The following is a 20,199-nucleotide window of genomic DNA, read 5'->3' as shown; positions in this document are numbered from 1 at the left end:
TAAGTCAGGTTTAGATAAGCCTTGTAACTTTTGTATTACTTTCTAATAAAAGCACACCTGGCTTTTTACCTTTTTCAAAACTACCCAACCGATCATCCATTCCCAGGGCTTTCGCACCATTTAATGTAGCTGCCTGAAGCCAAACTGAAAGGGGTACGTCTTTAAAATGTAATTGCAGTGTTTTTATTTCTTCTAAAATACTTAGACCGTGATTGCTGGCCAGGCTATCGGTGCCAATGCAGATGTTTAAATTATTTTTTAACAACAGTTCTACAGGCGGTAATACATTTTCAATGTAAAGATTGGCATTGGGACATAAACAGAATGAAACAGGAGTTTGGTAATGTAATACTTCATCAATATCTCCCTGATTAATAAAACTATTGTGCACAAGCATTACCTGTTTTGCATTAACTAGCTTTTTAAAATATGCCGGAAGACTATTGGTGCCTGAAGCACTGAAGTCTGTATAGCTGATTTGCATGGCTTCATACAAACGAATAAAATCTCCAGTACCCTGTTGAAACAATTCATTTTCAGCGATGGTTTCCTGGTTATGTATGGTTACTACCTGATCAGTTAAATATGGATGCATCAGTTGCCATAATGCATCAGCAACAGAATAGGGAGCATGTGGTGTAAGGCTCGTATGTGCTGGGAAAGCCTCATGGAAAAGATGATAATATTCCAGCGATTTTTGCATTCTCGTATTTGCAAAAGCCGGATTCCATCCGCTTACTTCAATAAAATTATGATACGTTAATCTTTGCGCTTTTTTTTGTGAAATTGTAATAGTGTTATTACAGATATCACCTACTGCAACAATACCAGCAGCAAGCATATCATCTTCTGCCCTTGCAATGGCATTTTTAATTATTTCTTCTGGTAAATGTCTTTGTTGAACTACCTGTAATACAAAATTCACGAGGCCGGTATGTTCTGGTATTAATCCTTTCATGTGACTTAATTCCAGGTGGCAATGAGCATTGATGAAGCCTGGACATAGAATACCTTTTATAGATTGTACGTCTTCGCCTGCTTCATCTTTACTTATGATATCTTCTATGGTGCCGTCGGGTTTGGCAACCAGCACTGTGCGATCATCCAGCATGGTGGTACCGGTGAATAACTGATCTGCTTTGAATTTGAGGTAAGACAAAATAATAATGAATTGTAAGCGAAGTTATTGGATATAGCAATGATCTTAAGGAGATATTTTAGATAAGATGCTGGTATTCCATTTAATCTTTTCCTATCTTGATTCCATATTGAATGCTTCAATAGTAAAACATGAAAAAGATAATACTACTTATCTTATTGCTGATCAATTTTGCAGCTATTGCCCAAAAAGTTGACGCGTTAGCCGAACTGGCAATCAAAAAAACAATCCATACATTTTTTCTTTCATTGGAAAAGCAAGACTCTATATTATATAAATCAGCCGTATTACTGGATGGACAAATATGGCGGATCAATAATACTTCAAACCCCCAGAAATATGACATGAGGGATTTTAGAACCGATATCACAAAGTTGGTCTCAAAGAATAAGCTAAAAGAAATACCTTACCGGTTTGATATTAAAATACTCAATGGAATTGCCATGGCATGGGTACCTTATGAGTTCTACTTAAATGAGCAATTCACGCATTGTGGAATCGATGTATTTTCGTTGATTGAAACACAGGATGGATGGAAAATTGTAAGCTTGTCGTATTCGATCGAAAAAACCGGCTGCGAGGTATTAAAAAAAGTAAACTAAAATTTATTACTACTGGTAAGCAATTCATTTAAATTTTTTTGTGTATGAAATTATCGGCTAAACAAAGCAAAGAACTGCTTGAAACCTTAAAAATCAGGTTCGAAAAAAACACGAAACGACATAAAGGCATTGAATGGAACGATGTAGCTGCCAAACTCAATAAAAATGCAGATGCTTTATGGTCGCTCAGCGAAATGGAAAGAACAGGTGGAGAGCCAGATGTGGTTGCACAGGATAAAAAAGCAGGTACTTTTATTTTTATAGACTGTTCTGCTGAAAGCCCTGCTGGAAGAAGAAGTCTTTGCTACGATAGAGAAGCGCTGGATAGCCGAAAAGAGTTTAAGCCTGCAGATACAGCAATTGATATGGCCAAAGCCATGGGTGTTGAAATATTAGATGAAACTGCATACCGAAAACTACAGGAGTTGGGAACTTTTGATACTAAAACATCCAGTTGGTTAAAAACACCTGACGCCATACGTAAACACGGGGGTGCTATTTTTGGTGATTGGCGTTATCACCACGTATTTGTATACCATAATGGTGCAGGCTCTTATTATGCCGCAAGAGGTTTCAGGGCTTCACTTATAGTATGATATCTTTTTATGTGATTGTTAAATGATTTAGTTTTATTGTGTTGATATATCCAATCCAATCCAATATATTTTTGTCATGATGCAATTACTACGTCTTTTATTACTGGCTATTTTTCTTATGTTGTTCTCATCAATAAATGCGCAACAATACACATTGGCAGGCATTAATTTCACCACCGAAACTCACGGGGAACAACTAAGGCCTGGAATAGGATTGGTTGTTGAACGTAAACTCACCAGAAAAAATGGTATTGAAAGCGGCATTTATTATAGAACCTATCATTCAGACTGGTCTACAACAGTAAGTGGTGGATCTAATCCTCCGGTAACATTTTATTATATAATAGCTGAACGATTTATATCACTTCCTTTCTTATATAAGTTTTATTCGCGTCTTGTAAACATTAGCGCTGGTCTCAGTTTTGATTTTTATATGGGTTTTCGCCAAAAAAATAAACAACAGCAATTTATTGTTAATGATTACAGCATCGACCCAAATATGGCCGTAGGCGTGCAGTTAAAAATAAGTAAACCGATAAAAATAGATGATAAATTAATACTTGAACCGGAGCTGCGATTTAATCCTGTCATTACATATCTAAGAGCTTATGGAGGATTGGGTATCACGGCTAAATACAGATTAAAGTAAAAAAACTAAAAGCAATGGATTCACTTTTCAAAATCTGGGAAACCAGCCGCAACAATTACCTGCGTTTTATAGAACCTTTTACGCTGGAACAATTGAATAAAATTCCAGAAGGTTTTAATAATAATATTATCTGGAATGTTGGCCATATTATAGCTGCACAGCAGTCGCTGGTATATCGTTTATCTGGCCAGCCTATGCATATAAGCGATGATTTTTTTGAACTGTATAAGCCAGGAACCAAACCGGAAAGGGCAGTAACTCAGGCTGAGGTTGATGAAATGAAAGCTTTGCTGATTTCGCTTTGCGACCAGACTAAAAAAGATATTGAAAATAAAATTTTCACCAGTTTTACAGAGAGAATGACAGTAACCGGATTTCATCTTGGCACCTTGGCTGATGCATTGGAATTTAATAATTATCATGAAGGATTACACCTAGGTATGATGATGAGTATCAGAAAGTTCTTGTAAGTTTTATGGTAAACTGGTAAACAGATGTTAGTTTTTTAATATCAACCTCTAACGGCCATCTTTTATCGATTTTTAATGCCAATAAAACGTGAAAACAAATTTTCTGCCATTTAAAAGCAGATTTATGGGTATTTTTGCTAATTGATATGGCATTGTTGAGTAAACACCGTAAGTATAAAAACATAGGAAATACCATTAAAACCATTGTAGGTTCAGTGGCTTTAATGGCATGGCTTCTTTTGTTTTTTGCAGGTTCACTAAAGGCCAACTCCGTATCTATCCCTTTTACCAAGTCTGCCAAAACAGTTGTTGTAGATAAAACAAGTTCAACCAAACTTCCAACTGATCCTTCAGAGCCACTTCCATTACCTGAAGATCCGGAATCAAAGGAAGCAGAGCTTGATGATGAGACTGATAACGACAAAAGATTCACTTTTACCGCTTACCTTATTCAATTAGTTGTATTACAACAAACAGCTGAAATACAAGCGGTTCAATCTTTTCATTATAATCAGGCTATACAGCAACGTATTGCTATCCCTCTTTTTGTACTCCACCATTCGTGGAAGAGTTATCTGATCTGATTTTTTTGATGTGAATCTGTATACACTGCTTGGCACTGTATACCCAAATGTTATGTGATTCTTCGCATAATATACCCTCTTTATCCTCTTTAGTCAATCAAAAAAATCATGAAGCAATTTTTTAGTTCCATTATTGCTGCAACCACTTTATTAGCCGCAGGTTGCAAAGAACACAAGGAAGAAAAACACGAAGAAATACAGTTTATTGTTACTAGTCCAATTGAAAGAGATACTACGATCAATAAAGAATATGTTAGTCAGGTACATTCCATTCAGCATATTGAATTAAGGGCACTTGAAAAAGGTTACCTGGAGAAAATTTATGTGAATGAAGGGCAATTTGTAAAAAAAGGGCAGCTGTTATTTCAGATTATGCCGCTTATTTATCAGGCAGAAACACAGAAGTCTGAAGCAGAAGTAAACTTCGCCAAAATTGAATACCAGAATACAAAACAACTGGCAGACAGTAATATCGTATCGAAGAATGAGTTGGCTTTGGCAAAAGCCAAGCTCGATAAGGCACAGGCAGAATTATCTCTTGCGAAAGCACACCTTGCATTTACAGAAATACGCGCACCATTCGATGGCATACTCGATAAATTCAATGTGCGTTTGGGAAGTCTGCTCGATGAGGGTGAGTTGTTAACCACACTGGCAGACAACAGCAAAATGTGGGTGTATTTTAATGTACCCGAAGCTGAGTACCTCGATTATATTTCGCGCGATAAAAAAGGCAATAATGAAAGTGTATTACTGGAAATGGCCAATCATAAGGTATTCGATCAGAAAGGCATTGTTGAAACAATAGAAGCAGATTTTAATAATGAAACCGGTAACATCGCTTTTCGTGCCACGTTTCCCAATCCAAAGCGCATTCTGCGACATGGCGAAACAGGTAATATTCTAATGCCGGTAGCTTTCAAAAAAGCCATCCTCATCCCACAAAAAGCAACATTCGATGTACTCGATAAAAAGTTTGTGTATGTGGTTGATGCCAATAATATTTTAAAAGCGAGACAGATCACCATTGCTCAGGAAATGTCACATGTATATGTAGTGGCTTCGGGGTTAAGTCCGCAGGATAAAATTCTGGCAGAAGGGTTGGGTAAGGTAAAAAATAATGAACACATTAAATACAGCTTTGTACCCTTCGAAAAAGAATTATATGAGTTAAACAATTTACACGCAGAATAGCGGAGAACCCTAAAATATAAAACGATGTTTAATAAGTTTATTAAAAGACCGGTTCTTGCTATTGCATTGTCTGTAGTAATTGTGTTTATGGGGCTGCTGGCAATTAATACATCACCGGTTGCCCAGTTTCCTGAAATTGCCCCTCCCCGTGTAAATATTTTTATTGAGTTTCCGGGTTCCAATGCAGATGTATTGGTAAAATCAACCCTTACTATTCTTGAACGTGCTATCAATGGTGTACAGGGTATGCAATACATACTATCTGATGCTACCAGTGCAAGTGAAGCAAGTATTGAAGTAATCTTTGAACCTGGTACCGACCCAACTCTGGCAGCCGTAAGGGTGAAATCGAGGGTGGATCAGGTAATGACCAACCTCCCGCCACTGGTACAGCGGGAAGGTGTTATTATTTCGCCTCTGCAGCCAAGTATGCTGATGTACCTCAACCTGTATAGTGAAGACAATAGTGTTGATGAGAAGTTTTTATTCAACTATGCCAACACCTATATCCTGCCAGAATTACAGCGGATAAACGGAATGGGATTTGCACAGGCTATCGGTAGCCGTGCATTCGCAATTCGTGTATGGCTTGATCCGGAAAGAATGCGTGCTTATAATATTTCTGCTGAAGAGGTATTGAAATCTATAGATGAGCAAAGCGTATTGGCCAGACCCGGACGTGTGGGTCTTAGTTCAGGTAAAAAAGCACAGTCGCAGGAATATGTGTTTACTTATAAAGGATGGTACAATAAACCGGAACAATATCAGGACATTATTATCAAAGCCAATGCAGATGGTGAGATATTGAAATTAAAAGATATTGCTGAAGTGGAAGTGGGTAGTGAGTTTGTTGATATCTATTCAAATAAAGATGGTCATCCGTCAGCATCACTTGTACTGAAACAAAATCCTGGTAGTAATGCCAATACGGTTATTGCAAATGTAAAAGCCAAGCTGGAGGAATTGAAAAAGGATTTTCCTCCAGGAATCAATTATGAAATTAACTACGATGTGTCAAAGTTTGTAGACGCATCTATTGAAAAAGTATTGCATACTTTATTGGAAGCATTTGTGCTGGTAGCTATCGTGGTATTTGTTTTTCTCGGCGACTGGCGCTCTACTTTCATTCCCATTCTTGCAGTACCGGTATCATTGATTGGAGCTTTTGCACTGATGAAATTTTTTGGGTTGAGTATTAACCTTATTACTTTATTCGCACTGGTTCTTGCCATCGGGGTTGTGGTAGATGATGCCATTGTTGTAGTGGAAGCGGTGCACGTGAAGATGGAAGAAGAAAATCTATCACCCTTTGCAGCAGTTAAAAAAGTAGTTCGTGAAATCAGCGGAGCTATCATCGCCATTACACTGGTAATGACTTCCGTGTTTGTACCTGTGGCCTTTATGACAGGGCCCGTAGGGGTACTCTACCGGCAGTTCTCACTTACTATGGCAAGTGCGATTGTGATCTCTGGTTTCGTAGCACTAACACTTACCCCCGTGTTATGTGCTATGCTATTAAAAAATACACATGGCAAACCCAAAAGAAAAACACCAATTAGCCTGTTTATTGACTGGTTCAACAGAACCTTTGAACGTGTTACGGGTAAGTACACAAAATTCTTAACACTTATTGTTAACAGAAGGCTGATTACTTACGGACTGCTGATTATTTTTTCTTTTGGGATCATGAGTGTCAATAAAATCTTACCTGCGGGTTTTATTCCCAGTGAAGACCAGGGTCAGATTTATGCCATCATTCAAACACCTCCCGGTACTACACTGGAACGTACAAATGAAATTTCCAGAAAACTACAGGCTATCGCAAAAAAAATTGAAGCGGTTTCCTCTGTTACATCTTTGGCAGGATATGAAATTCTTACAGAAGGCCGTGGGTCCAACGCAGGTACCTGTTTGATAAATCTGAAAGACTGGTCGGAAAGAAAACAGTCTGTAAAAGAAGTGATCGAAGAACTGGAGAAAGCATCAAAAGATCTGCCGGCAAATATTGAATATTTTGAACCACCAGCAGTACCGGGTTACGGTACATCAGATGGTTTCTCCTTGCGTTTATTGGATAAAAGCAGTGATGTTGACTACCAGGAATTCGACAAGGTAAATGCAGATTTTCTGGCGGCACTTCGTAAAAGAAAAGAGCTGTCGGGTTTATTTGCCTTCTATTCTGCAAAGTATCCGCAATATGAAATTACGGTAGACAATAAGCTGGCTATGCAGAAAGGTGTTTCATTGGGCAATGCCATGGAAAACCTGAATATCATGATTGGTAGTACCTATGAGCAAGGATTTATCCGGTTCAATAATTATTACAAAGTATATACACAAGCAGGTCCTGAATTCAGAAAGCAACCCTCTGACCTGTTGAACATGTTTGTGAAGAATGATCATGGAGAAATGGTTCCTTATTCAGCTTTTATGAAGATTACCAAAACACAGGGACCCAATGAAATTTCGCGCTATAATCTCTATATCTCCTCACTTATCAATGGTACACCTGCCAAAGGATATTCATCAGGCGATGCCATCAAAGCTATTAAAGAAGTAGCAGCTGAAACACTACCTCGCGGTTATGATATCGCGTGGGAAGGACTTTCTTATGATGAGGCCAGAAGAGGTAATGAGGCACTGTACTTGTTCATAATTGTAATCTTCTTTGTGTATTTAATTCTTGCAGCGCAATATGAAAGTTTTCTGCTTCCGTTTGCGGTATTGTTATCCTTACCGCCGGGCATTTTCGGTTCTTTCCTCCTACTGAAGGGACTGGGGCTGGCAAATGATATCTATGCACAGGTAGGTATGATTATGCTCGTGGGTTTGTTAGGCAAAAACGCAGTATTGATTGTAGAGTTTGCGGTACAGAAACATAATAAAGGCGCTACGGTAGTGGCAGCAGCCATTGAAGGTGCCAAAGCCCGTTTCAGACCCATCCTTATGACCTCCTTTGCCTTTATCGCCGGGTTGATTCCACTGGTTATTGCAACAGGGCCAGGCGCTGTAGGTAACCATACCATTGGTGCATCTGCATTGGGTGGTATGCTGTTTGGAACGGTGTTCGGTGTAATCGTTGTGCCAGGACTCTACTTCATCTTTGGAAAACTGCAGGAAGGCAGATATCTCATCAGAGATGAAGATAAGAACCCACTGAGCGAAGATTTTGTTGAAAACAACGAATCATCGCTAACCAAAAAAATCAAAAAAATTATTGCAAGAATCAGAAATAAAAAAGATGATGAAACGAACATTTAAATACCTTTTTCTTGTAAGTACTATTGTTGGGTTCGGTGCATGTAAAGTACCCGCCATCACCAGTAAAGAAGAAGATAAAACCGTACCTGTGAGTTACACCAACTCACAGGATACTACCAATATTGCCCGTATACCATGGCGACAATATTTTACAGATCCATATCTGATAGCACTCATAGATACGGCTCTCCTAAATAATCAGGAACTGAATATTACACTGCAGGAAATTGAAATGAGTAAGAATGAAATTATGCAGCGAAGAGGGGAATACCTGCCTTTTGTAAACATCAGAGCCGGAGCAGCCGTAGACAGGGCCGGTAAATATACCTGGGATGGTTTTTCGGAAGAAGACTTGAAAGCCAATCCCGATAAAGGGCCTAAGTATATCGGTGATTTTATGGGTGGAGCTTTTTTTTCCTGGGAGCTCGATGTATGGAAAAAGCTGCGCAATGCACAAAAGTCTGCCGTGTTGAGAATGGCATCCAATGTTGAGGGCCGGAATTTTATGATTACACAGATCATTGCCGAAATAGCCAGCTCTTACTACGAGTTAATGGCATTGGATAACCAGTTACAGATTATTGAGCAGAACATTACACTACAGAGCAATGTGCTGAAAATAATTCGCCAACAGAAAGAAGCGGCAAAAGTTACCCAACTGGCAGTGAACCGATTTGAGGCGCAGTTACTGAATACACAAAACCTTCAGTACGAAATTAAACAGCAGATCACGGAAGCAGAAAACAGAATCCGTTACCTCACCGGAAAATTTACACCGGTAATTGAGCGAAACTCAGCACAGTTTAATACCATGCCTGTTGATGATATGCAAACAGGTGTACCTGCACAGTTGCTGGTAAATCGACCTGATATCAGACAGGCTGAACTGGATATTGCAGCTGCTAAGCTGGATGTACAGGTAGCAAGGGCTAACTTTTATCCTTCGTTCAGTCTACAGGCAGGACTGGGTTTTCAGGCATTTAATCCATTGTATCTTATCAGACCGGCTTCTATTATCTATAACCTGGCGGGAGATATGATGGCACCATTGGTGAATAAGAATGCCATTACAGCTACTTATTATAATGCCAATGCACAGCAAACGCAGGCCATTTTCAAGTACCAGCAAACTATTTTGAATGCATATACAGAAGTGCTGAACCAGATTGCAAAAGCAGTCAATTTCAAAACAAGTTATACCCTCAAGGCAAAAGAGGTAGATATATTGTTACAATCTGTGGGCATATCTAATAATCTTTTCAACTCTGCACGTGCAGATTATATGGAAGTGTTGTTAACCCAAAGAGAAGCACTGGAATCAAAAATGCAGTTGATAGAAATCAGGATGAAACAACTCAGTGCTAAAGTAAATATTTATAAAGCCCTTGGCGGGGGCTGGAACTAAGACGTTGAGAAACCGATAGACTGGTATAAGAATCATAAGCTAGGATTTTCGATTGACAAAGAGGGCGGTCGGGCGAGAGCCCGGCCGTTTTTTTTGGGATTATCTTCTTTTCCTTTACTAGTACCTGACTAGATTTCTGCACCGGACTTCAGTCCGGTGTAAAATTTGTAATTTGAGGCAAACTTAATAGGTATGCGTAAGCTATGTTTACTATCTGTATTCTTTTTGCTGCAAATGATGGGCACCCTGTATGCACAGGAGGTGGTAAAAATATATGAAGGCAAAGCACCTGGTTCTGAAAACTGGAACTGGTCTGAAGCCTATATTGAAAAAACCAGTTGGAACACACCTGTTGTTTACAATGTTACAGACCCTACACTAACTGTTATCAGACCGGAAGCGGGTAAAGCCAATGGTACTGCTGCGATTATTTGCCCGGGTGGAGGATTCTTCGCATTATCTATCGAAAACGAAGGATTGGGAGTGGCGCGTTTTTTAGCAGAAAAAGGCATCACTTGTTTTGTTTTAAAGTACAGGCTTGCAAAAGCATCTGGTGATGATCCGATTAAAGATTTCAATGGTGCGTTTGGTGATAAAGAGTTACAGGCAAGGCAGCAGGCTTCTATTCCAATGGCAATAGCAGATGGTAAACAGGCGGTAGCTTATGTTCGCAAGCATGCTTCAGCATTGGGAGTAAACCCGAATAAAATTGGCATAATGGGTTTTTCTGCCGGTGGTACGGTTGCCGGATCGGCGGGATTTGGCTATACAGTAGAGAATAAACCCGATTTTGTAGCTCCGATTTATGCATTCCTTCCTCCGGAAATGCAGGGTACAGTAGCTGCAGACGCGCCACCTATGTTTATAGCAGTAGCATCGAATGATCAGATAGGACTTCAAACGCACAGTGTGGCATTGTATTCTAAATGGAATAATGCTAAGCGTTCGGCAGAGTTGCATGTGTATTATAAAGGAGGGCATGGTTTTGGTATTCGCAAGCAGCAGCAACCCTCCGATGCCTGGGCCGATCAATTTGCGGCATGGCTGGAATATCAGGGGTTTCTTAAAAAATAGGCGTGTTTTAAGCTAAATACTACCTGTGTTTATAAATTAAAATGTCTCTGTTTAATTGAATCAGGCCACAGATTCACAGATTGATCGACCAAAATCTGTGAATCTGTGGCTTTTTTTGTCGATCAATATAAAATTCAGTACAAATTTTTTATTGAAAATCAATTAGTTGCAAAGGTGTCTTTTAAAATAGACCCTAAAATCCTTGGAAAATCGTGTAACTCAGGCGTACCTTTGCCATCCGAATTTTTTCGGGATATTATACAGCCGGTGGGATAGCGCCGGATTCACTTAAAAAGAAATATTATGAGTAAACTTCATTTCACCACCAAGCATGCAAATGCGGCTACCGTTCAGCACAACTGGTATGTGGTTGACGGTACTAATCAAACCGTAGGTCGTATTGCTTCAAAAATTGCTTCAGTTCTTCGTGGTAAGAACAAAGCTTATTACACACCGCACGTAGATTGTGGTGACTACGTAATTGTTATCAATGCTGAAAAAGTTGTTTTCACAGGTAACAAATTCGAAGACAAACAGTACATCAACTTCTCTGGTTACCCAGGTGGTAAAAAAGAAGAAGCTGCACAGGATCTGATCAAACGTCGTCCAGAAGTTATTATGGAGAGAGCGGTAAAAGGTATGTTACCTAAAAACCGTTTAGGTCGTAAAATGATCAAGAAATTGTTTGTTTATGCAGGTACTGCTCATCCTCATACTGCACAGCAACCTAAAGAACTGAAGTTCTAATCCACAACAAATTAGCTAATTACAAATTCCTGATAAATGGAAAAACAAAAAAACGCAGTTGGTCGCCGTAAAGAAGCTGTTACCCGTGTATTCATAAGCAAGGGTGATGGTAAGATCACTGTAAACGGTAAAGATTATAAAGAATATTTTCCGCTGGTTTACCTGCAGAACCAGGTAGAAGCGCCTCTGAAAACTGCTGAAGTACTGGATAAGTATGATGTGGTAATCAATGCACAAGGTGGTGGTTTAAAAGGCCAGGCCGAAGCTGCAAAATTGGGTATTGCCCGTGCGCTGCTTGAAGTAAACGCTGAGTTCCGTCCGTCGTTAAAAGCTGCCGGTCAACTGAAGCGCGATCCACGTGGTGTTGAGCGTAAGAAATTCGGTCACAAGAAAGCACGTAGAAGCTACCAGTTCAGTAAGCGTTAATGGAAGAAGCCACAAGCTTCAGGCTACAAGCTACAAGCAGATTCAGCTTGCAGCCTGAGGCTTGCAGCTTGAAGCTGATAAAATAAATTCAAAAAATTACAATAATCATACAAGATGGAAAATAACACTTCATTGCAGCAACAACTTCTGGAGGCCGGCGTACACTTTGGTCACCTGAAAAAGAAGTGGAACCCTAAGATGTTACCATACATCTTTGCTGAGAAGAAAGGTATTCACATCATTGATCTGAATAAAACTGTTGACCACCTGCAGGAAGCTGCGGCTGCGGTTAAGCAGATCGCAAAAAGCGGTAAAAAGATCATGTTCGTGGCTACTAAAAAGCAGGCGAAAGAAATCGTTAGCGAATGCGCTAAACGTGTAAACATGCCTTTTGCAACAGAACGTTGGTTAGGTGGTATGTTAACCAACTTCAACACTGTTCGTAAGAGTGTGAAGAAAATGCAGAGCATCGAAAAAATGCTTGCTGATGGCAGTGCTGAAAGCCTGACTAAAAAAGAACGTCTCACCTTGAGCCGCGATAAAGACAAAATGGAAAAAGTACTCGGTGGTATCGCTCAACTGGGTCGCTTACCAGCAGCTTTATTCCTGGTTGATATCGGGCACGAGCATATTGCTTTGGCTGAAGCCAAGCGTTTAGGTATCACAACATTTGGTATGGTAGATACCAACTGTGATCCTAATAAAGTAGACTTCGCTATTCCTGCGAATGACGATGCTACTAAATCTATTGCAATCATTACTAACTATATCGTTGCTGCAATTGCTGAAGGACTGGCTGAGCGTCAGGCTTCTAAAGATGAAGAAGAAACAGAAGAGAGCAACAACGAAAACGAAGCAAAAGCCCGTCGTTTAGAAGCTGAAGCACAAGCTGAAGCCGGACGTGGTGGTCGCCGTGGTGCTGGTAACACTGCAGAAGCCGGAAGCGGTGCGCCTAAGCGTCGTGTTCCAGGAAACCGTCGCCCTGCTGGCGGTGGAGGCAGATAATGAAGTAAACTGATTGGGTCATTACGTCATTATCTTTCCTGGTAATGACATAATGACCCAATTTATATATACACTTCAAGCATTTGCTGCTCAGGCATTGTATTTGACAATGACTGTTCACAATTTAATAAAACGGGAATGGTGTAGAAACTGGTAGTTTTTACAACCTTACAGAACCCAAAGTATTCACTATAATAAATTACAACATACTATGAGTACGGTAACAATAACAGCCGCTGATATTAACAAATTGCGCCAGGCTACAGGTGCCGGCATGATGGATTGTCGTAAAGCTTTGACTGAAACCAATGGCGATTTTGAAGCTGCCATCGATTGGTTACGTAAACAAGGCCAGAAAGTTGCTGCAAAACGTAGCGACCGTGAAGCGAAAGAAGGTGTGATTATCGCTAAAACTTCTGCTGATAACAAAACAGGTTTTGTAGTTTGTATTAGCTGCGAAACTGACTTCGTATCTAAAAATGCAGACTTCGTAGCATTTGCTCAATCTATTGCAGATGCTGCTGTTGCCAATGATGTAAAATCAGCAGAAGAACTGAATGAAGTGGTGATCAATGGCGCTAAAGTTGCTGATATGATCAACGATAAACTGGCTTCTATCGGAGAAAAAATCGGTATCGCAAGATTCGAAAGAATCGAAGCTCCTTATGTAGCATCTTATATTCATGGTGCCTACCGTATGGGTGTTCTTGTAGGACTTAGCAGTAATGCTCCTGAAGCTGGTAAAGATGTTGCAATGCAAATTGCAGCTATGAACCCACTTGCAGTTGATGCAAACAGCATTCCTACTGAAACCATTGAAAGAGAGAGAGCTATCGTAGTAGATACTATGAAAGCCGATCCTAAAATGGCAGGTAAACCAGATGATATGATCGCTAAGATTGCAGAAGGTAAACTGAATGCTTTCTTCAAAGAAAATACACTACTTGCACAAGCTTTTGTGAAAGATGGTGGTATGACTGTAGAAGCTTACCTGAAATCTGCAGGTGATGTAAAAGTTACAAGCTTTAAGCGTGTGGCTTTAGGTTAATATAATTTTGAGTGGATTTTATACCAGGGAGATGAAAAATCATCTCCCTTTTTTTGTCTATAGGCTACCAACCGCGGATAAACTAACTAAACAAAAATGAATAAGTATCTGCCGAATGCTCGTTAATCACTGGCGCAAACAAGTACCACAACAGAAAATCAAGTAAAACATGTTTATTGCCATTATCAGTAATGCGCACACTTATTTTATGATTGGTGGTGTCCAAACCATAAGCCAGCAATTCCTGTTCATGTTCACTGATCACAAATTCTGCCAGCGGATTATTTCGAATTTTTAGTTTTAGTTGCCTGTCCTCCAATTCAATGATTGATGTATTTGCATACCATTTTTCAGGATACAATTTTAGTACCACCTCATTTAGGTCATTTGTGATTGTTAGCTGCGATTTCCAGAACCCAGTACGCTTTATTTCAAATACCTGATCATCAATACTGAAATTACCTTTGCATTCGAGTGTGTTGGGGAAAATTTCAAGTTTCCCTACCACTTTTTCTTCCATTATAAAGGTATAACTGGTATCATTGATTTTATTCCACGCTCTTTTCATGGGCTCTTTTTTTTGTACTACAATTAATCAGGAAAAAAGTTGCCCAACACTTAAATCATCCTATTTAATGAATGGTTGAAACTGTGTTAAGTTGATGGGTAGTTATGCTACCCATAATCTTATGTAGCAGGTTAGTTTTGAATCGTTTCTTTTACTTCTTTCAAAAGCGCTGTATTTCTGGCATTAATGATCAGCTTAATACCATGACTTACTAAAAGTAATGTCAACCCTTTTCCAATGCCTGGTGAAACTCCAGCTAACATTGCGCAATCACCATTAGCTATAATTTTGAATATTTCAACACCACACCTCCGGTAGTTAGTTGTTGTATTGAAGTGAGAGATAATTTTTTCGTATCCATTCCTTTTCTGAAAAGTGGCCTCCCACTACCTAAAATAACTGGTGCAATTCCAATTCTATATTCGTCAAAAAGATCATCATTGATAAATGTTTCCGAAAGATTTACACTGCCAAAAACATAAATATCCTTTCCACCCTGCTGTTTTAGCTGTTCAATTTCAGCAGAAGCATTTTCCTTAATGATCGTTGTATTGTTCCAATCTGCGGATTTTAAGGTTTTAGAAAATACAAGTTTCGGCAAATCGTTCATTAGATTAGCAACTGTTGATGCTGTATTTTCTGCTTTTGTCCAATAGGCTGCCATACCTTCGTAGGTTTTACGTCCGAATACCAGATAATCGGCAGATGCTAATTGCTCGATACTTAATTTTTCTAGTTCTGGTCCCCAAACAAGTTGATGAAATGATAGGTCCCAGTTTTGCTCCCCTTGAAAATATCCATCAAGGGACATTAGATTCCACATGATAAGTTTTCTCATGATTATTTTTTCGTCCTAAGTAATACAGGCCTTTATGCTGCCTCTAATGACTAAATTTACAAAACATTCTCCACCATATCTTATTCCGCCAGATCGACTAATTTCCGGATGGTGATACAACTTTAAAACTTGTTAAAGCAGTAGTGTTTGTCTGATTGTACATAATATAAACACTAACCGTCTATTGACCTAAACCTTATAATGAATTACCCAAATCCCATTACTAATCTGATTAACCAACAAAATATTCATTCCTCTATAAACTCATTCACTCCTATTTTTTTTATAACCACATAAATATGTGATCCTGTATAATGTAACAGAAAATGCTACTTTACGTTAAGAAAAAAAATGGCTACATGAAATACCTAACTGTTGTCCTTACCATCTGTCTTTGTATGCCTGCTTTTTCGCAGGTAAAAATCCATGTTCAGATAGATAGTTCTATTCATAAGAGTTTTACCGGAAAACTATACATATTTACCCAAAACGATACCTCTAAAAGGGTGCCCAATAACCCCGACCCATCGCAGGCCATGTTTGCCTGGGAGATCAATAACCTGGAAAATAGCACCACGCTGTCTTTAGATAAAGCCAGCAGCCGATTGCTGCCTGCAGGCAGTGCCAGTCTTAAGCCTGGCTATTATAAAATAGCCGGTATTATCGATACCGATTTCGAAGAAAGAGGCAGCTATAACACGGGTAATATTTATGCCCGTAAAGAGGCTCTGTTATATGTAAATGAAGAGGGGGTAGGACATTCAACCCTTGTTTTTGAAACCCAGATTGGAGAAAGAAAATTCAGGGAAACTGACGTGCAGAAAGAAATAAAACTGCAAAGCAAGCTGCTTTCAGCATTTCGAAAGAAAGCTATTTTTATGCAAGCGGCCTTGCGTTTACCTGCATCATACCACACCGATACCAACCGGCTTTACCCGGTGGTATTTGTAATACCCGGCTGGGGTGGTACACATTACGACCTCATGAGCAATAACCCTGTACAACGTTATGGAATGACGGAAGGGAAGGAAAAAATTTATGTATACCTGAACCCAGAAACACAATCGCCCTTTGGCCTACATGCATTTGTAGACTCAAGGGTTAACGGACCCTGGGGTAAAGCACTGGTAGAGGAAATGGTACCATACCTGGAGAAACATTTCAGGGTCATACCAGACGCCAGCCAGCATTTTGTAATGGGACAAAGCACAGGTGGCTATGGTTCTTTGTGGTTACAGTTGAATTATCCGGATGCATTTGGCGGATGTTGGGCAGTATCGCCAGATCCGGTTGATTTTAGTTCTTTTACGGGTGTTAATCTTTATGAACCAAATGCTAATATGTATACCGATAAGGAAGGAAAGGAAAGAGGATTTTTTATTATTGATGGCAAACCCCTGTATACAACACGCAGTTTTATCAGCACCGAAATATTTATTGGCGATGGCGAACAGTTTCAGGCATTTGAAGCTGAGTTTGGTATGCCAGATAAAAAAGGAAGACCACGTGAAGTATTTAATCGTACAACGGGTAAAATAGATGCGGCTGTGGTTAAAACATGGCAAGACTACGATCTTGGTTTGTTCATTAGTAAACATGCAAAATCACTGGCAAACAAACTCGAAGGAAAAGTACATGTATACGCTGGTTCGATTGATAACTTCTTTCTTCAGGAGGCAGTGAATGCATTTGGTGCTAAAGCCAAAGCAGCAAACCTGCCACTGGTAGCCGAACTAATACCCGGTGCCGATCACTGGAGCATCTGGTCACCTGCATTCACCACACGGGTACAAAAAGAAATTGATGTGCGCATAAAATAAGCTGATTCTTATTTGCAGGAAATTATTTAGCCACAGATTCACAGATTAGGCATCATTAACTGTGAGTCTGTGACTATAATCTGTATGCAATTAACGCCTGCTAAGCGTAAACTCGCAGTTAGGGTATGTTTTTTCCCATGTTTCACCACGAAGCATATCGTTTTCGTTAAGGTGTACACCGAAGTTTTCTAAATGTTGGAAGGTCTTTAATAACAACTCTGCACCATCTGCAGAAACCTCAGTATGCCTGATGTGTAGGTGCTGTAGCATAGTGAGGTGCAGTATACAATCTAAATTATCATCGTTGAGTGGCAAAGAGCCCAGGTCGAGAAATAAAACATGTTTGAGTTTTTTGAGTAACTGCAATCCATCTGCGGTTACAAATGAGCCGCGCAAATCCAGGCGATCGATACTGTCTACGTATTTTGTAATAAAAAACAATGTTTCATCTGAAGTATCTGAATCCGGAGCACCAAATTGTGCGATATGCGTGGGGATGTTCTTATTGTTTTTTGTGTTGAAATAAGTCTGCAGCAGATGTTTTTCCTGGCTTTTCGAGAGCATGTGTTCGTCGTTTGGATAAAGCTAGGGATTGATTGCCACTGAAAGCACAGAAGTACGCAGAAAACTTTCAATGCTCTTCTGTACCCTCAATGGCAATAACTTAAATTTTATAGACTTTCTGATTATATATATACGAAGTAATACCTGCTGCAAAAACCAGTAGCATAATACTCATACCCGGATCCAGTCCGCCTACTTTAATAGCAGAATACATAGCGCCAATTAAATCGAAAGCCAATCCCGCATAAGCCCATTCTTTTATTTTTTTGAATGAAGGAACAAGTATGGCCAGTGACCCCAATACCTTTGCTACCCCAATAAATGGGATAAAATAGGCAGGGTAACCCAGATAATCAGTAATAAGTTGTTTAGACGCTGTATCCATCATGATATTTGGGACAGCAGTAAAAATCATGAATCCCGAAAATAAAATGGTGGTGATCCAGTAGATTAATTTGTTTGTTTTCATATAGCAGTGTTTTTTAAGAAGTCTGAAAGTCCGAAAGTCCGAAAGTCCGAAAGTCCGAAAGTCTGAAAGTCCGAAAGTCCGAAAGACCGGAAGACCGGAAGTGGGTTATAAAATTAGTGATCTGCTCCGGACTTTCCGACCCCCGACTTTCGGACTATTTTTTAGCCACACAGTTAATCATCCAGTTAATGCCATACTTATCTGTGAAGCTGCCAAAATAAGCACCAAAGAACATATCTTCTAATGGCATGTCAATCTTTCCTCCCTCTGATAGTGCATTGAATAATCGTTCTGCTTCGGCCCTTGTTTCAGGTTCAACACAGATATGCATGTTGTTACCAGTATTAAGAGTGAATCCCATTTCTTTGGGTGCATCAGTTCCCATGAGAATATGATTGCCTGTAATTGGCAACTCAACATGTAATACCATTTTTTTTATTTCATCAGCTACCGGTGGATGATTCGAATCAGGTGGTAAATCTCCAAATCGCTGAATACCGCCTGCGATAAAAGCCGTTTTGAATACAGACTGGTAAAACCTAAAAGCTTCTTCAGTTTTTCCATCAAAATTCAGATACGTGCATACCCTGGCTTTAGTATCTGTTTTCATTTCAGCATGTAGTTGAAATTTCGCCTGAATGTATTGATCAAGGTTTTCCATCGCCATTGAAAATCCTTCTTTGAAACCAAGTGATACTATTTTTTCCAAATCGGCAAGCGACTGATAGGCAATTACAATACTTACAGTAGTAGTTTCGTGATTTTCACTAAATCGGTTGGTCCAGTGTGCTCGAGGGAAAGCTGTATTGATATTACCTTCTTCATCACAAAAAGCATCAAGGCCGGAGAAAGTAACTTGCGGATCAATATGTTCGTAATCGGCACGACACCAGTGACAATCACTTTCTGGTCCAACCATACGGTAATGCCAGTGACCACCTTCGCGGAAATCCATCGTTTTGGTAATGGTCTTGTAGGGCTTGGGTGCCCACCACTGGTCGAGTAGTTCGGGTTTGGTCCAGGCATCCCATACAAAATTTACTTTGGCAGCAAATTCGCGTTGTACATGAATGGTGTTTGTTTCTTTGTTTACTGTGAAGTCGAATAGCAAAGCACGGTTCATTTCTTTTGTGTTTTAAGTGTATTTAATACTTTGTCAAGCTGATTGAACCTGGTTTCCCATAGTTGACGAAACTGTTCAAGCCATTTATCGATCTCTTTCATTTTTTTGGCATTGAGGGTATAATAAATTTCCCGCCCCGTTTGTGCCTGTTCTACGAGCTGGCACTCAGCAAGAATGCGAAGATGTTTTGAAACTGCCTGTCTGCTTGAATCAAAATGCTCGGCAATGGCATTAGGTGTCATAGCCTGGAAAGCAATTAAAGCGATTATCGCTCTTCGTGTAGGGTCTGCAATAGCCTGAAATACATCACGTCTCATCTTTAAAGTGGATTATGGTTGACAGAACGGTACCTTAAACTATAATGCTGTATATAACTAAGCACCAACTTTATGAAACTGTTCGGTTGCAAATATATATGCAACTATTTGGTTTCGCAAAATTAATTTTCAGCACACGCATTATGAGCTGATAATTAAAGCTTTGTGCGCTTCATGCTAGTGCTTAATTCAGTTATCGAAAATGAAAGAGAGAGATATTGCGAGGATTATTACGATAAGAAAAAAAGAGCAGGGCATTGCCCTGCTCTAAACTACTTGT

Annotated in this window: 21 protein-coding genes; 14 read left to right on the top strand and 7 right to left on the bottom strand. The window is 39.6% G+C overall.

The genetic code is table 11. The annotated features are described in order from the left end of the window. Positions 1-10 precede the first annotated feature (10 nt). A complete protein-coding gene (locus ACH30E_RS00870) occupies positions 11-1,159 on the bottom strand; it encodes an amidohydrolase family protein (RefSeq protein WP_490823218.1) in 1,149 nt (382 codons plus the stop codon). A 131-nt stretch (positions 1,160-1,290) separates the two neighbouring features. Here ACH30E_RS00870 and ACH30E_RS00865 point away from each other — a divergent pair, with 131 nt between their 5' ends. From ACH30E_RS00865 to tsf, 13 genes are all read left to right on the top strand, one after another. Then, positions 1,291-1,761 carry a hypothetical protein gene (locus ACH30E_RS00865; RefSeq protein WP_490823217.1) on the top strand — a complete coding sequence of 157 codons (471 nt, stop codon included), beginning with the start codon at positions 1,291-1,293 and terminating at the stop codon, positions 1,759-1,761. 44 nt (positions 1,762-1,805) lie between these two features. Next, positions 1,806-2,357, top strand: coding sequence for a DUF4256 domain-containing protein (locus ACH30E_RS00860; protein ID WP_294989249.1), 552 nt, complete (start codon positions 1,806-1,808; stop codon positions 2,355-2,357). A 76-nt stretch (positions 2,358-2,433) separates the two neighbouring features. After that, entirely contained in the window at positions 2,434-3,006 is a 573-nt protein-coding gene (locus ACH30E_RS00855; RefSeq protein WP_490823215.1) for an outer membrane beta-barrel protein, read from the top strand. A 14-nt stretch (positions 3,007-3,020) separates the two neighbouring features. Continuing rightward, entirely contained in the window at positions 3,021-3,476 is a 456-nt protein-coding gene (locus ACH30E_RS00850) for a DinB family protein (protein ID WP_294989243.1), read from the top strand. 146 nt (positions 3,477-3,622) lie between these two features. Next, the gene (locus ACH30E_RS00845; RefSeq protein ID WP_490823214.1) at positions 3,623-4,060 is read left to right on the top strand and encodes a hypothetical protein; all 438 of its coding nucleotides are present in this window, start codon (positions 3,623-3,625) and stop codon (positions 4,058-4,060) included. A gap of 108 nt (positions 4,061-4,168) precedes the next feature. Further along, the gene (locus tag ACH30E_RS00840; protein ID WP_294989238.1) at positions 4,169-5,254 is read left to right on the top strand and encodes an efflux RND transporter periplasmic adaptor subunit; all 1,086 of its coding nucleotides are present in this window, start codon (positions 4,169-4,171) and stop codon (positions 5,252-5,254) included. Between the two features lie 24 nt (positions 5,255-5,278). Then, positions 5,279-8,515, top strand: coding sequence for an efflux RND transporter permease subunit (locus tag ACH30E_RS00835; RefSeq protein WP_490823213.1), 3,237 nt, complete (start codon positions 5,279-5,281; stop codon positions 8,513-8,515). Beyond that, on the top strand, positions 8,496-9,920 hold the full coding sequence (locus tag ACH30E_RS00830) for a TolC family protein (RefSeq protein ID WP_490823211.1): 1,425 nt from the start codon (positions 8,496-8,498) through the stop codon (positions 9,918-9,920). The genes ACH30E_RS00835 and ACH30E_RS00830 overlap by 20 nt, the downstream gene beginning before the upstream one ends. 192 nt (positions 9,921-10,112) lie before the next feature. Beyond that, positions 10,113-10,994, top strand: coding sequence for an alpha/beta hydrolase (locus ACH30E_RS00825; protein ID WP_490823210.1), 882 nt, complete (start codon positions 10,113-10,115; stop codon positions 10,992-10,994). Positions 10,995-11,297: 303 nt separating this feature from the next. Then, positions 11,298-11,741: a 50S ribosomal protein L13 gene (gene rplM / locus ACH30E_RS00820; RefSeq protein ID WP_250686801.1), complete on the top strand. Its 444-nt coding sequence runs from the start codon at positions 11,298-11,300 to the stop codon at positions 11,739-11,741. A gap of 36 nt (positions 11,742-11,777) precedes the next feature. Beyond that, complete coding sequence (gene rpsI, locus ACH30E_RS00815) at positions 11,778-12,167, top strand: 30S ribosomal protein S9 (RefSeq protein ID WP_294989223.1); 390 nt, start codon at positions 11,778-11,780, stop codon at positions 12,165-12,167. Between the two features lie 114 nt (positions 12,168-12,281). Continuing rightward, on the top strand, positions 12,282-13,172 hold the full coding sequence (gene rpsB, locus ACH30E_RS00810) for a 30S ribosomal protein S2 (RefSeq protein WP_490823209.1): 891 nt from the start codon (positions 12,282-12,284) through the stop codon (positions 13,170-13,172). 211 nt (positions 13,173-13,383) lie between these two features. Further along, on the top strand, positions 13,384-14,220 hold the full coding sequence (gene tsf / locus ACH30E_RS00805) for a translation elongation factor Ts (RefSeq protein ID WP_490823207.1): 837 nt from the start codon (positions 13,384-13,386) through the stop codon (positions 14,218-14,220). 82 nt (positions 14,221-14,302) lie between these two features. Here the strand turns inward: tsf and ACH30E_RS00800 are convergent, their stop codons facing one another. Both ACH30E_RS00800 and ACH30E_RS00795 read right to left on the bottom strand, forming a co-directional pair. Then, on the bottom strand, positions 14,303-14,788 hold the full coding sequence (locus tag ACH30E_RS00800) for a hypothetical protein (RefSeq protein ID WP_490823206.1): 486 nt from the start codon (positions 14,786-14,788) through the stop codon (positions 14,303-14,305). 280 nt (positions 14,789-15,068) lie between these two features. After that, positions 15,069-15,626, bottom strand: coding sequence for a dihydrofolate reductase family protein (locus tag ACH30E_RS00795; protein WP_490823203.1), 558 nt, complete (start codon positions 15,624-15,626; stop codon positions 15,069-15,071). Between the two features lie 359 nt (positions 15,627-15,985). Between ACH30E_RS00795 and ACH30E_RS00790 the strand changes: the two genes are divergently transcribed. Beyond that, on the top strand, positions 15,986-17,446 hold the full coding sequence (locus ACH30E_RS00790) for an alpha/beta hydrolase-fold protein (RefSeq protein WP_490823202.1): 1,461 nt from the start codon (positions 15,986-15,988) through the stop codon (positions 17,444-17,446). 90 nt (positions 17,447-17,536) lie between these two features. Here the strand turns inward: ACH30E_RS00790 and ACH30E_RS00785 are convergent, their stop codons facing one another. From ACH30E_RS00785 to ACH30E_RS00770, 4 genes are all read right to left on the bottom strand, one after another. After that, positions 17,537-18,010 carry a hypothetical protein gene (locus ACH30E_RS00785; RefSeq protein ID WP_490823201.1) on the bottom strand — a complete coding sequence of 158 codons (474 nt, stop codon included), beginning with the start codon at positions 18,008-18,010 and terminating at the stop codon, positions 17,537-17,539. Positions 18,011-18,110: 100 nt separating this feature from the next. Next, positions 18,111-18,479: a DoxX family protein gene (locus tag ACH30E_RS00780; protein WP_294989200.1), complete on the bottom strand. Its 369-nt coding sequence runs from the start codon at positions 18,477-18,479 to the stop codon at positions 18,111-18,113. Positions 18,480-18,633: 154 nt separating this feature from the next. Beyond that, on the bottom strand, positions 18,634-19,602 hold the full coding sequence (locus ACH30E_RS00775; protein WP_490823200.1) for an SRPBCC domain-containing protein: 969 nt from the start codon (positions 19,600-19,602) through the stop codon (positions 18,634-18,636). Continuing rightward, complete coding sequence (locus ACH30E_RS00770; protein WP_294989194.1) at positions 19,599-19,919, bottom strand: ArsR/SmtB family transcription factor; 321 nt, start codon at positions 19,917-19,919, stop codon at positions 19,599-19,601. Before ACH30E_RS00770 ends, ACH30E_RS00775 begins: the two co-directional genes overlap by 4 nt. Between the last annotated feature and the right edge of the window lie 280 nt (positions 19,920-20,199).

Source organism: Sediminibacterium sp. FW305-C-61, from assembly GCF_058231065.1.
This window is presented reverse-complemented; position numbering and strand designations above follow the sequence as displayed.